The sequence below is a fragment of the Modicisalibacter luteus DSM 23508 genome, assembly GCF_000378505.1.
Classification (GTDB): Bacteria; Pseudomonadota; Gammaproteobacteria; order Pseudomonadales; family Halomonadaceae; genus Modicisalibacter; species Modicisalibacter luteus.
This window is the reverse complement of the sequence record NZ_KB899989.1, coordinates 492898-506770: the sequence shown is the minus strand read 5'-3', so window position 1 is coordinate 506770 and position 13873 is coordinate 492898. Positions and strand designations below refer to the sequence as shown.

The 13873-nt window shown below is 61.3% G+C and carries 8 protein-coding genes; 6 read left to right on the top strand and 2 right to left on the bottom strand.

Annotated features, from left to right (window positions below; translation table 11 throughout):
- Nucleotide 1: 1 nt before the first annotated feature.
- From F568_RS0102355 to eno, 5 genes are all read left to right on the top strand, one after another.
- Nucleotides 2-1435, top strand: coding sequence for a glutamate synthase small subunit GltD family protein (locus F568_RS0102355; RefSeq protein WP_019017091.1), 1434 nt, complete (start codon nucleotides 2-4; stop codon nucleotides 1433-1435).
- 113 nt (nucleotides 1436-1548) lie between these two features.
- Nucleotides 1549-2103, top strand: coding sequence for a cupin domain-containing protein (locus tag F568_RS0102350; protein WP_019017090.1), 555 nt, complete (start codon nucleotides 1549-1551; stop codon nucleotides 2101-2103).
- Nucleotides 2104-2227: 124 nt separating this feature from the next.
- Nucleotides 2228-3877, top strand: a complete 1650-nt coding sequence (pyrG, locus tag F568_RS0102345; RefSeq protein ID WP_019017089.1) for a CTP synthase — start codon at nucleotides 2228-2230, stop codon at nucleotides 3875-3877.
- Nucleotides 3878-3908: 31 nt separating this feature from the next.
- Entirely contained in the window at nucleotides 3909-4760 is an 852-nt protein-coding gene (gene kdsA, locus F568_RS0102340) for a 3-deoxy-8-phosphooctulonate synthase (protein ID WP_019017088.1), read from the top strand.
- Nucleotides 4761-4801: 41 nt separating this feature from the next.
- Nucleotides 4802-6097 (top strand): phosphopyruvate hydratase, encoded by a 1296-nt coding sequence (gene eno, locus F568_RS0102335; protein ID WP_019017087.1) that lies wholly within the window; start codon nucleotides 4802-4804, stop codon nucleotides 6095-6097.
- Between the two features lie 576 nt (nucleotides 6098-6673).
- Here the strand turns inward: eno and fdxA are convergent.
- Nucleotides 6674-6997 carry a ferredoxin FdxA gene (gene fdxA / locus F568_RS0102330; RefSeq protein ID WP_019017086.1) on the bottom strand — a complete coding sequence of 108 codons (324 nt, stop codon included), beginning with the start codon at nucleotides 6995-6997 and terminating at the stop codon, nucleotides 6674-6676.
- A gap of 192 nt (nucleotides 6998-7189) precedes the next feature.
- Nucleotides 7190-9784, bottom strand: a complete 2595-nt coding sequence (mutS, locus tag F568_RS0102325) for a DNA mismatch repair protein MutS (RefSeq protein WP_019017085.1) — start codon at nucleotides 9782-9784, stop codon at nucleotides 7190-7192.
- Nucleotides 9785-9993: 209 nt separating this feature from the next.
- On the opposite strand from mutS, the gene F568_RS0102320 reads away from it, so the two are divergent.
- A complete protein-coding gene (locus tag F568_RS0102320; protein ID WP_026300279.1) occupies nucleotides 9994-13872 on the top strand; it encodes an AsmA family protein in 3879 nt (1292 codons plus the stop codon).
- The last annotated feature ends 1 nt before the right edge of the window (nucleotide 13873 follow it).

The window sequence follows — 13873 nt, the reverse complement described above, 5'->3', positions numbered from 1 at the left end:
CATGGCTAACCGTCTCAATAACGATTTTCAGTTCATCGACGTTGCGCGCAAGGATCGCACCAAGAAGGATGCTCGTCTGCGCGCCAAGGAATTCTCCGAGATTTACGAGCCCTTTCGCCCGCAGGAAGCGGCCAGCCAGGCGCATCGCTGCCTGGATTGCGGCAACCCTTACTGTGAGTGGAAATGCCCGGTGCACAACTACATCCCTAACTGGATGAAGTTGGTCAGCCAGGGCAACATCCTCGCCGCAGCGGAGATCTCTCACCGTACCAACACGCTGCCCGAGGTCTGTGGTCGTGTTTGTCCGCAGGAGCGCTTATGTGAAGGCGCCTGTACCCTCAATGAGGGCTTTGGCGCGGTGACCATCGGTTCGATCGAGAAATACATTTCCGAGACTGCTTTCGCCATGGGCTGGCGGCCGGACATGTCCAAGGTCACATGGACCGACAAGCGCGTGGCGGTAATTGGTGCCGGGCCGGCCGGCCTCGGCTGTGCCGACATCCTGGTGCGCAACGGCGTCAAGCCGGTGGTGTTTGATCGCTATCCCGAGATAGGCGGGCTGATTACCTTCGGTATTCCCGAGTTCAAGCTCGAGAAGCACGTCATGCAGCGTCGTCGCGCCATCTTCGAAGAAATGGGTATCGAGTTCCGCCTCAATGTTGAGATCGGACGCGATATCCAGTTCCAGGAATTGCTCGACGAGTACGATGCCGTATTCATGGGTATGGGCACCTACAAGTACATGGAAGGTGGTTTCCCCGGCGAGGACTTGCCCCAGGTACATAAGGCGCTCGACTTCTTGATCGACAACATCAATCACAACCTCGGCTTTAACGTCGCCACCGACGAACACGTGTCGATGAAGGGCCGGCGCGTGGTGGTGCTGGGCGGCGGCGATACCGCTATGGATTGCAACCGCACCTCGATTCGCCAGGGCGCGACCAGCGTGACCTGTGCCTATCGTCGCGATGAAGCCAACATGCCCGGTTCCAAGCGCGAAGTGGCTAGCGCCCGCGAGGAGGGGGTCGACTTCCTGTTCAACCGCCAGCCGGTGGCCATCGTCGGAGAGGGCAAGGTAGAAGGCGTCAAGCTGGTGCGTACCCGCATGGGTGAGCCCGATGAGAAAGGGCGTCAGCGTGCGGAAGTGGTGCCGGGCTCCGAGGAGATCGTTCCTGCCGATGAGGTCATCATCGCCTTCGGTTTCCAGCCCAGCGAAATTGCCTGGTTCGATACCCACGATATCCAGGTCGACGAGCGCGGTCGCGTGATTGCCAAGGAACAGGGCAAGCTCGACAAGGGCAAGTTCGCCTTCCAAACCTCCAACGAGAAGGTCTTTGCCGGCGGCGACATGGTTCGTGGCTCAGACCTGGTCGTGACGGCGGTCTTTGAAGGTCGTCAGGCCGGCGAGGGTATCCTCGACTATCTGGAAGTCTGACTCGCTCGTTATTGAGTGTCGCCTGTAACGCCCTGGCCTTGCCGGGGCGTTTTCGTTGTGGGCTGGCCCTGTCTAGACTGGCTTGCAGGCATTCAGAGCCAAGGAGGCTAGCAATGGACGATGAATTGGCAGTGCTGGGGCTGCAGGGAGAGACCAGCGGCTCGGTAGACCCGGAGCGGCTGACCTTCGAGGACGACGGTCACATCCCCAATACGCCCCTGGCCACCCTGGTGTTCCGCTCGCAGGGCCTGGATAGCACTCTCGACCGTGAGGCGATAGCCGAGCGCTTCGCGGCGATCTTTGCCGCCAATGGCTGGGCGCCGAGCTGGCGGGGTGGCGTCTACGATTATCACCACTACCATTCGATCGCCCACGAGGCGTTCGGGGTGCTCTCCGGTTGGGGGCGCCTACGCCTGGGTGGTGAGTCCGGGCGAGACGTCGAGATTCGTGCCGGCGATTCTCTGGTGCTGCCGGCCGGAACGGGACACTGTTCCCTGGAAGCCAGTGACGATTTTCTGCTGCTGGCGGCCTACCCCGTCGACCAGCCCGAGCTTGACCTGCTGCGCGCCGACCCAACGGAACACGATGCCGCCGTGGCGCGTATTCGTCAGGTATCCCGTCCCGAGCGCGACCCGCTGGGCAGCCCCATTGGCCAATGGTGGGGGTAGGTCAATTCAGCAAGGCACGAAGGCCGGGCGCAAAATTGAGCGACCCGGTCGAATCTGCTATTCTGGCGTCCCATCCAGGCCCGGCTCCCTCCAGGGCTTTCCGTTCAGATTCGACAGGTTTTCCATGACACGATATATCTTCGTGACCGGCGGCGTTGTGTCCTCTCTCGGCAAGGGCATTGCGTCGGCCTCGCTGGCGGCGATTCTCGAGGCGCGTGGCCTCAAGGTCACCATCCTCAAGCTGGATCCGTACATCAACGTCGATCCGGGCACCATGAGCCCGTTCCAGCACGGCGAGGTCTTCGTCACCGAAGATGGCGCGGAAACTGACCTCGACTTGGGCCACTACGAGCGTTTCATACGCACCAAGATGACCCAGGGCAACAACTTCACCACTGGGCGTGTCTACGAGCACGTGCTGCGCAAGGAGCGGCGTGGCGATTATCTGGGCGGTACGGTACAGGTGATCCCGCATATCACCGACGAGATCAAGCGCCGGGTGATCGAGGGTGGTGATGGCTACGACGTGGCGCTGGTGGAAATCGGGGGCACGGTAGGCGACATCGAGTCGCTGCCGTTCCTCGAATCGATCCGTCAGCTGCGCAGCGAGGTGGGGGCCAATCGGGCGATCTTCATGCACCTGACCCTGGTGCCTTACATCAAGACTGCCGGCGAGACCAAGACCAAGCCGACTCAGCACAGCGTCAAGGAGCTGCGTTCGATCGGTATCCAGCCCGACATTCTCATCTGCCGCAGCGAGGTGGAACTCGAGGAGACCGAGCGACGCAAGATCGCTTTGTTTACCAACGTTGAAGAGCGTGCCGTCGTGCCGTTGCAGGATGCCGATACCATTTACCGCATCCCGTTGATGCTGCACGAGTTCGGCCTCGACGAGATCGTCTGCGACAAGCTGCGTCTCGATGCACCGCCGGCTGACCTGTCCGAGTGGATCCGTGTTCTCGATGCCAAGCTCAATCCGCTCAAGTCGATCAACATCGCCATGGTCGGCAAGTACATGGATCTGCTCGATGCCTACAAGTCACTTAACGAGGCGCTGATACACGCTGGTATCCAGTCGCGGGTCAAGATCAACATCGACTACATCGATGCCGAAATCATCGAGCGTCACGGTACCGAGCGGCTGGCCGGCAAGGATGCGATCCTGGTGCCTGGCGGGTTCGGCGAGCGTGGCGTGGAAGGCAAGATCATGACAGCCCGCTACGCACGCGAGCAGGGCGTCCCGTATCTGGGCATCTGTCTGGGCATGCAAGTGGCGGTGATCGAGTACGCGCGCAACGTGGTCGGCTGGGAGGATGCCAACTCCACCGAGTTCACTCACGACACCCGTCACCCGGTGGTCGGCCTGATCACTGAATGGGTCAATGCCGAGGGCAAGATCGAGCTGCGCGACGCGGCGGCTGACCTGGGCGGCACCATGCGCCTGGGCGGGCAGGTCTGTCACCTCAAGACGGGCTCCAAGGCGCATCAGGCCTATGGTCTGGAAGATATCACCGAGCGCCATCGCCATCGCTTCGAGGTCAACAACCAGTTCGTCGACGACCTCGAACAGGCCGGCTTGGTGATCTCGGGCAAGAGCGTCGACAATTCCCTCGTGGAGATGGTCGAGTTGCCAGACCACCCGTGGTTCGTGGCCTGCCAGTTCCACCCCGAATTCACCTCTACCCCGCGTGACGGCCATCCGCTGTTCTCGGGGTTCGTAAACGCGGCACTGGAACACAAGGCGGCTCGTTCGCGCGCCCAGACCCAGGGCTAGGATCGGTCGATTGCCACGCAGGAGCGACGTTATGGCAGAATCCCAACGCAACATCGAGTTTGCCGGCCTCAGGGCCGGCAATTCATTGCCGCTGATGCTGTTTGGCGGTATGAATGTACTGGAGTCCCGCGAGATGGCGCTCGAGGTCGCTGAGACCTATGTCGACGTCTGCACACGGCTGGGCATCCCCTACGTATTCAAGGCCAGTTTCGACAAGGCCAACCGCAGCTCCATCCATTCCTACCGCGGCCCGGGATTGGACAAGGGGCTGGCGATCCTCGACGAGGTCAAGTCGCGCTTCGACGTGCCGGTAATCACCGATGTTCATGAGCCTTGGCAGGCAGCGCCGGTGGCCGAGGTCGCAGACGTCATCCAGTTGCCAGCTTTCCTCGCCCGCCAGACCGACCTGGTGGTCGCCATGGCCGCCACCGGCGCTGTGATCAATGTCAAGAAGCCGCAATTCGTCGCTCCACATGAAATGCGTCACATCATTGCCAAGTGCCGCGAGGCAGGCAACGATCGAATCATTCTCTGCGAACGCGGCTCAAGCTTCGGCTATAACAACCTTGTCGTCGATATGCTCGGTTTCGGCGAGATGAAGCAGACCGGTTATCCAGTGATCTTCGACGTCACCCACTCGTTGCAGCGCCCAGGTGGACGTGGCGACAGCGCCGACGGACGCCGCGCGCAAGTCTTCGAGCTGGCTCGTGCTGGTGTTGCGGTGGGGCTGGCCGGGCTGTTCCTGGAAGCGCACCCCGATCCGGACAAGGCGTTGTGCGATGGCCCTAGCGCCCTTCCGCTGGATAAGCTCGAGCCGTTCCTCAGCCAGTTGAAGCAGCTCGACACGCTGGTCAAGGGCTTCCCGGAAGTTCAAGTTCAATAACGCGACTTTGCCCAACCACAACCGATTAAGGAAGATACGATATGGCAGAAATCGTCGATATTCGCGCTCTCGAAGTCCTCGACTCGCGTGGCAATCCGACCGTGCAGGCTGATGTTTATCTTGCCAGTGGTGCGCATGGCAGCGCCTGCGCCCCGTCCGGCGCATCCACCGGTTCCCGTGAGGCGCTGGAACTGCGTGACGGCGACAAGGCGCGCTATCTGGGCAAGGGCGTGCTCAAGGCGGTCGAGGCCGTCAATGGCAAGATCTGCGATCGTCTGAAGGGCATGGATGCCAACGATCAGCGCGCGCTTGACAAGGCCATGCTCGAACTCGACGGTACCGACAACAAGGCGAACCTCGGCGCCAATGCCATCCTCGCAGTATCGCTAGCCGCCGCCAAGGCTGCCGCCGCCGAGAAAGGCGTGCCTCTTTACGCGCATATCGCCGAGCTCTACGGCCAGCCCGGCAAGTACACCATGCCGGTGCCTATGATGAACATCATCAACGGTGGGGAGCATGCCGACAATAACGTCGACATGCAGGAGTTCATGATCCAGCCCGTGGGTGCACCGACCTTTCGTGAAGCGCTACGCATGGGGGCCGAGGTATTCCACTCACTGAAGAAGGTGCTGTCCTCTCGGGGGCTGGCCACCTCGGTGGGCGACGAAGGCGGTTTCGCCCCCAATCTGGACTCCAATGCCGAGGCGCTGGCGGTCATCAAGCAGGCGATTTCCGATGCCGGCTATACACTGGGTAAGGACATCACCCTGGCGCTCGATTGCGCCTCCTCCGAGTTCTACGAGGGGGGCGAGTACAATCTGGCCGGTGAAGGAAAACGCTATGACGCGGCCGGATTCGTCGATTACCTGGCCGAGTTGGTGTCGCAGTACCCGATCGTCTCCATCGAGGATGGCATGGACGAGTCCGACTGGGACGGCTGGAAGCTACTGACCGAAAAGCTCGGCGATCGTGTGCAGTTGGTCGGGGATGATCTGTTCGTGACCAACACCCGCATTCTCAAACGCGGTATCGACGAGTCCATCGGTAACTCGATCCTGATCAAGTTCAACCAGATCGGCTCGCTGTCCGAGACCTTGGATGCCATCAAGATGGCCCAGGACGCCGGTTTCACCGCAGTGATTTCTCACCGTAGCGGCGAAACCGAGGACACCACTATCGCCGACCTGGCCGTGGCGACCTCCGCCGGGCAGATCAAGACTGGCTCGCTGAGTCGCTCAGACCGCATCGCCAAGTACAACCGCCTGCTGGTCATCGAGCAGGAGCTTGGTGACAAGGCTGTCTATCCCGGCCTCAAGGCCATCAAGGGTCAAGGCTGAGTTATCTGCCCCAGAAACAGCGGCGCCGGTGAATCCGGCGCCGCTGCGTCATTCCCCCTGTCTGTCCCCTCGCACCCTCCTTCCTCGCCTGTCTCGAGTAATACTTTTTTCGGACAACAATCTCTCCAAATCTTGTAGGAAATTGCCTACAACTTGGGGGCGTTTTTGTAGACGAAAGCTGCCAGCAAAGAGCGCATTATCTAAAGGTTTTGGCGTAACATGCTGTTTTATAAGTAATAAAATCTAGCGGATATATGCTGGGAGCCAGATGCCGGTTGAGGCACCCCTTTGCGGCAGCCCGCGAGGTTGCGACAATACTCTCGGGATTTGGGAAGTGGGTTCGCCCGCTACTGGCAGGATGCTACGGGATACAGTCTAAGGCTCGTTCGGTGCTGCAGAGAGGTGGCTTCTGAACAGGGACGAGTGCCAGAGGATTCGGACAAAAGGTATGTCCAAGGACAACATGGATGGAAGCAGGCGGCCTACAGGCCGCCTTTTTTACGTCTGCGCGTTGTGCGATGCGCATCCAGAGCGCTCGTTGGGTAGCGCTCTGGAAGTAGAATGGATGCGAGCCGGTTAGCGCTCGAGATATTCCAGCTTGCCGGACTTGCCGTCCCATTCCTCGGCTTCTGGCAGGGGATCCTTTTTCTCGGTGATATTGGGCCAGACTTCCGAAAGCTCGGCGTTGATCTCGATGAATTCCTGCTGATTGTCCGGCAGCTCATCTTCCGAAAAGATGGCCTCGGCGGGGCATTCCGGCTCGCACAGGGCGCAATCGATACATTCATCGGGATGAATGACCAGGAAATTCGGCCCTTCGTAGAAACAGTCGACCGGACAGACCTCGACGCAATCGGTGTACTTGCAGCGAATGCAGTTTTCGGTGACGACGAACGTCATGGGGTGTCTCCCTCAATCTTGGTGTTCCGGTGCGGCGGGCGCCGGGACCTCATCAGCTAGGTTATAAGCGTTAGAGCCTATATAAGGCCTAATTCTAAAATGGGGGCCATTCTAGAGGCCCCGCCTATCCATCGGCAAGCGAGCGTTATGATCGTTTGGGCATGAGGAAATAGCCTGTATCTCCTTATACGCCTAGACGTTTTCACGCCAACGGTAAAGCAGCTCCAGTGCCTGACGCGGGGTCAGTTCGTCGAGTGCAAGCCCAGTCAGTTCCTCTACAACGGGGTGGGGGGCGCTAGCGAACAGGTCGGGTTGCTGCGGAGCCGAGCTGGCCGTCGCCTCACTATGGCCAGACTTACGCTGACCCTGGTCAACTTCCTGCTGCTCGAGACCCGCCAACTTCTCGCGGGCCCGGGCAATCACCGCCTGCGGCACTCCGGCCAGCTGCGCCACCTGCAAGCCGTAGCTCTGGCTGGCCGGCCCATCCTCGACTCGGTGCATGAAGACAATGCCGTCTCGATGCTCGGCCGCTGTCAGATGAACGTTGACCACCCCTTCCATCTGTTCGGCCAACGCGGTCATCTCGAAATAGTGTGTGGCGAATAGTGTAAAAGCCTTCACCCGCGCCAGATGCTCGGCACTGGCCCAGGCCAGCGACAAGCCATCGAAGGTGCTGGTGCCGCGTCCGATCTCGTCCATCAGCACCAGGCTCTGATGGGTAGCGTTGTGCAGGATGCTGGCGGTCTCGGTCATCTCGACCATGAAGGTCGAACGGCCGCCCGCCAGGTCGTCGCTGGAACCGATGCGCGTGAAAATACGATCCAGCGGACCGATCTCGGCGCGGTCGGCGGGCACGAAACTGCCGCAGTGAGCGAGTAGCGCGATCAGTGCGGCCTGGCGCATGTAGGTGGATTTGCCGCCCATGTTGGGCCCGGTAATCACCAGCATATGGCGGCTCGGGTCGAGCCGCAGGTCGTTGGGCACGAACGGTCGGTCGCTGACGTGTTCGACAACAGGGTGACGCCCACCCTCGATGCACAATCCCGGTGAGTCGAGCAGCTGTGGGCGCACGAAATCCAGGGCCTGGGCGCGCTCGGCGAAGGCCGCCAGCACGTCGAGCGCAGCCAACGAACGTCCGGTGCCCTGCAGGGCATCGAGTTCGGCGTTAAGCGTGTCCAGCAGGCTCTCATAGAGCAGTTTTTCCCGCGCCAGGGCGCGCGATTTGGCCGACAACGCCTTGTCCTCGAACTCCTTGAGCTCGGGTATGATGAAGCGTTCAGCGTTCTTCAGGGTCTGTCGGCGGATATAGTCGGCCGGCGCCTCGCGGGCCTGGGCGCGGGGAATCTCGATAAAGTAGCCATGCACCCGGTTATAGCCGACCTTTAGTCCGGCCAGGCCGGTACGCTCGCGCTCCCGTATCTCCAGCTTGACCAGGTAATCCCCGGCATGTTCGGCCAGGCCGCGATATTCGTCGAGTTCATCGTCGAAGCCTTCGGCGATCACGCCACCGTCGCGGATCACCACGGGCGGGTTGTCGACCAGCGCCCGGGTCAACGTTTCGGCCAGCTCGGGGTAGGGACGAATATGGCGTCGCAGCTCGTCGAGAGCGGTGCCTTCGTCGAGTGCGGCCAGCTCCTGCTGCAGCGTCGGCAAGGCATTGAGTGCATCGCGCAGGCGCGCCAGGTCGCGCGGCCTTGCACTGCGCAGGGCGACGCGCGCCAGAATGCGTTCCACATCGCCGATCTGCTTTAGCATGTCGCGCAGCGAAATGAAGCCCTCCTGGGCCAGCAATAGCTGCACGGCGGCCTGGCGTGCAGCGACTTGCTCGCGGTTGCGTAGCGGTCGGTTGAGCCAGCGCTTGAGCAGGCGCGAGCCCATCGCCGTGGCAGTAGTGTCGAGCACGCTGGCCAGGGTGTTGTCGCCGGTCCCACCGAGGTTGGTGTCGATCTCCAGATTACGGCGGCTGGCAGCATCGATGACCACCGCATCGTCGCGGCTCTCCACGCCCAGGGCAATGACATGGGGCAGACGCGAGCGCTGGGTGTCGCGGGCGTAGTCGACCAGCACCCCAGCAGCCGTGATGGCGCATTCCAGGTGGGCGCAGCCGAAACCCCGCAGGTCAGCCACGCCGAACTGATCGCAAAGCAGACGATTCGAGGTTTCCAGATCAAAGAGCCATTCGCTCTGACGCTTGAGTCCGGCACGTTCGGACAGGGCCGGCGCCAGCTTGAGCCCATCGGCGATCAACAGCTCCGCCGGCGCCAGACGGTGCACCTCGGCGAGCATGTCCGCCTCGCCGTCGACCTCAAGGACATTGAAGTGGCCACTGGACAGTTCGAGCCAGGCCAGGCCCCAGCGCTCACCCTGGCAGTGCAGGGCGAGGAGAAGATTGTCGCGTTTCGCGTCGAGCAGCGCCTCGTCATGCAGCGTGCCGGGCGTGACGATGCGCACCACCTTGCGCTCCACCGGACCCTTGCTGGTGGCCGGGTCGCCAATCTGCTCGCAGATCGCTACGGATTCACCGGCACGCACTAGCCGCGCCAGGTAACCTTCGGCGCTGTGATACGGCACGCCGGCCATGGGAATCGGCTTGCCGCCGGACTGGCCTCGCTGGGTCAGCGTGATGTCGAGTAATTGTGCGGCACGACGGGCGTCGTCGTAGAACAGCTCATAGAAGTCACCCATGCGATAGAAGAGCAGCACGTCGGGGTGCTCGCGCTTGATCTTCAAATATTGCGCCATCATGGGGGTGTGCTGGGGACTTTTCGTCTCGACCGCGTCTTGCATGAGCTTCGCATTTCCCGGGTAACAGTGGGCGGGTCGCCCTGGGGCGTTTGCTGGGTGGACATTCTATCGCAGTCCGGTCGGGGGTCGACAGGCCGACATGCACCTATCCGCCAGGGATATGTCGTCTACGCTCGTATTTATGCGCTTTTTAAACACGGAAGAAAGTCGCAGGGTGCTTGACGCGCAGGTAACTGAACCAGGGAGTGGACGTGGCTAAGGCAGCTCGACGTATTCTCGTGTCGCTGGCCTGCATCGTGGTGTTACTGGTGGCTGGCATGCTCCTCCTCGAATCACAGTGGGCTCGCGGATGGCTGGAGGGCCAGGTCAGCCAGCGCCTGAATGGGCGCCAAGTCGAGATAGGCAGTCTGGATATCGGTTGGGGCTGGCCGCTGACGGTGCATCTCGAGAACATTACCGTCGCCAACCCTGATTGGGCGCCACATGACCGGATGCTGAATATTGAGGCGCTGGATGTTGCGATAAATCCCGGTGCGTTGGTGACGGGGCAGCTTGAACTGCAACGGCTCGGATTGAACCAGCCGATAATTCATCTCGCCAAGCGCGAGGATGGCACCTCGAACTGGGATAGCCTGGTCGGTAATAAAGTCCAGCAGAGCAGTGGCGGTGGGCTTGGTATCAGCCCCGACGTCATCAAGGTCGCCGACGGCCACCTGACCTACCGGGACCCTAACTTGGACGCGGATCTTAGTATTGATTTCCATACCCGCAGTGGCAGTAGCGCTCGTGAACTCATGGTTGAGGCGCAGGGGACATTCCAAGGCCTGCCGCTCGAACTCACTGGCCACGGCGGCGCTCCCTCCAAGGCCTTGACGAGTAACAATGCCAATACGTATCCCGTCACGCTACAGGGCCATCTCGGCCAGTTGCAGGCAAGCTTCGATGGTCGGCTTCGCGATGTCTCCCAGCCCACCAGTCTAGAAGGACAATTGACCGTTTCCGCACCGCAGAAAGCGGACCTGGCTAAAATGCTCGGGCGTCCCTCGCTTGAGTTGCCTTTGCTCGAGCTGCACGGTCAGATCAGTCATCAGGATCAGCAGTGGTCGCTGCAGAACGCCACGGCCCAGTTGGGCGATACCCATGTGCAGGGCTCGGTCAGCGTCGCCCTGGCTGGCGAAAGCCCCAAGATCAACGCCCGACTCCAGGCCGACCGGCTCAACCTGTCTCGCTGGGGCCTGCCCGGTGCTGATGAACAAGTGCAGGCGGACAGGGAGAATGCCTCCGATCAATCAGTGCCATGGGACCAGCAGCTAGCGCAAAAGCTCGCGCCATTGCAGGCTTTCGATGCGCGGTTCGATCTGGCGGTTGATCGCCTCGTCTATGGCGACACAGGGTTGAATGATGTGACGCTGAAAGGCTCTCTGAGCCAAGGAACCCTGACCATCCAGCGCCTTCACGCCGCTCAGGACCAGCCTCAGGGCCAAGGCGAGCTGAATGCACAGGGCAAGATCGATATTCGAGAGAAGACGCTGGCTGCCGATATCGAAGCACAGCTTTCCCGCGTAGACATGGGCAGGGCGTTGGCGCCGTTCGGCTATGACGGGCTAGGAACCTGGGACGGAACGGTCGGCTTATCGCTACCGGCCGATGCGGCATCGCAGGGCAAGCGCCCTCAGGTCAACGCTCAACTCGATATCGGGCATCTCAACCTGGCGCAGCTCGGTATTCTGTCGCAGGACAGCGAAGCTCGGTCATCGGATGCCACGCAGGAAGAGACCGCGTGGGATCGCAAGCTGGCACGACAGCTTGCTCCCCTGCGTCGAGTCGATGCCAAGGTTGACCTGTCGGTCGATCGGCTGAGCTACGGCGATTCCCAGCTCAGCGATGTGGCGCTCAAAGGTAGCCTCGAGTCAGGCAAGCTAGACGTTCAACGTCTGCATGCTACCCAGAACCAGGGCGAGCTGACCGCTCAGGGCCAGGTGGGCATTCGCGAGAAGACTCTGATAGTCGACATCGAGGCGCAGCTTTCCCAAGTCGACATGGATCAGGCGCTGGCCCCACTGGGCTACGCAGGACTGGGCACCTGGGACGGAAAGATTGGCGTTCAATTGCCCGCTAACGCCGCGGCGAAGGGCAACCGCCCGATGATCGACGCGCAGCTCGATATCGACCATTTGGACCTGGCCCAACTGGGTGTGACTCAAGATGGCGATGAAAAAATATCTCAGGAGGCTAACGAGCCCGGCCCGGATGCTGCTTGGGATCGCAGCCTGGCGGAAGGGCTCGAGCCGCTGCGTCACTTCAATGCGCAGGCCGACCTGTCGATAGGCCGGCTGAGCTACGGCGACGCCCAGCTGCGCAACGTGGCGCTGAAGGGCAGTCTTGAAGCGGGCCGGCTGGATGTGCAGAACCTGCATCTGGAGCAGGACCAAGGAGCGCTGACGGCCCAGGGCGTCCTGACCATCCAGCCGCAGACATTGAGCGGCGACATCGATGCGCAGCTGGCCCGGTTTGACCTGGGGGAAGCATTGGCGCCGTTGGGTAATAGTGATCTGGGCACATTGGACGGCCAACTGCATGTCCGCCTCGAGGACGGCGAACTGGTGGCGGATGATACTTCGCTCGACTATCGGCTCCCCTCGCAAGATCTGTTCCTGCATGTGAATACCGATTCCATTAACCTTGAAGGAACCTCGGTGCCTGGCGTCCATCTTCGGGGCTACGGGCAACACAATGGAGAATCCTTCGAATATGATCTGGAAGTCGGGCCGCTACTCAACCTGCGCAATCCCGGCAAGCCCTATCCTGTACGGGGACGGATTACCTCTGGCCAGTCAGCATTGTATGTGGATGGAACGATCGAAAAACCGCTGGAGCTCGGTCGTATTCAGGCCTCGTTCCAGCTCTCGGGCCCCAACCCAGCCCGCCTTAACGATTTGACGGGGCTGAACTTACCCGCCTTGCCGCCTTACGAGCTGCAAGGGGAGTTGCGTGTCAGGGACGATCTGGTTCGTTTTCTCAACCTGGATGGCACCTTTGGTAACAGCGACGTCAGCGGCGACGTTCGCCTGCGCCTGGGCCAGCGCAACATGCTCTGGGCGACCCTGAATTCGCAGCGATTGGACCTCGATGATTTGTCGCCACTCACCGGCAGTGCACCTGAGACGGAAGGCGGAGAAACCGCTTCCCCCACTCAGCAGGCGTGGGCTCGGCAGGAAGAAGGCCGGCAAGGGCTATTCTCCGATCGTGAGTGGGATCTCGAAGGGCTGCGCAGGATGGACGCGGAGGTTCGCTATACTGCGGATAACGTCGACTCCGAGTATGTCCCGCTGACCAAAGTGTCGATGGACCTATCCTTGGAGGAAGGCGTGCTGACGCTCGAGCCGCTGCGCATGGGGCTCGGGGGCGGTACGGTCGTCGCCCAGCTGCGACTGGATGCGCATGGCCAAGCGCTGGATGGCAGGCTTGAGCTGGCTATCCGGCGGGTCAATCTCAAGCCGGTGCTGCGTCGTGCTGGTGTGCCCGAGATTGCCGAGGATTCCGCCGGAACCATCGGTGGAGAGGGTGCGGTCCGCTTTGTCGGTGGCTCGATGGACGAGGTGATGGCCAGCCTGGGTGGCCGCTTGGAGCTGGCCATGTCCGGTGGCCGCCTGGACATGCTGCTCATAGAGGCGCTGGGGCTCGATGTCAGCGAAGCACTTGCTGCTGCGCTGGCGGATGCAGACCGGATCCCCATGCAGTGTGCCTATACCCGGCTCGATGCCGACAGCGGTATTGCCGCAGTCGAGCAGTTCTATATCAACACTAGCGACTCGAATATCACCGGGGGAGGAGAGATCGACCTGGATCACGAGCGGTTTGATCTTGTTTTCGAGGCGCACCCCAAAGATCCCAGCCTGCCGGCCTCCGATTCGCCGGTCAAGCTGCAGGGTGCCATCACTAGCCCGCAAGTGGATGTAGTGTCTCGTGAGCTGGTCGCGCGCGGTGTGCTGTCCGTCCTGGGAGCCTTGGTGGCGCCTCCGCTGGCCATACTCCCCTGGGTAGAACCGGGCTTGGGAGAGGGGACCGGGCCGGGGTGCCAGCAGGTGCTCGACGAATCGCTGACGAAGAAGGCGGCGCCTGAAGGCTGAA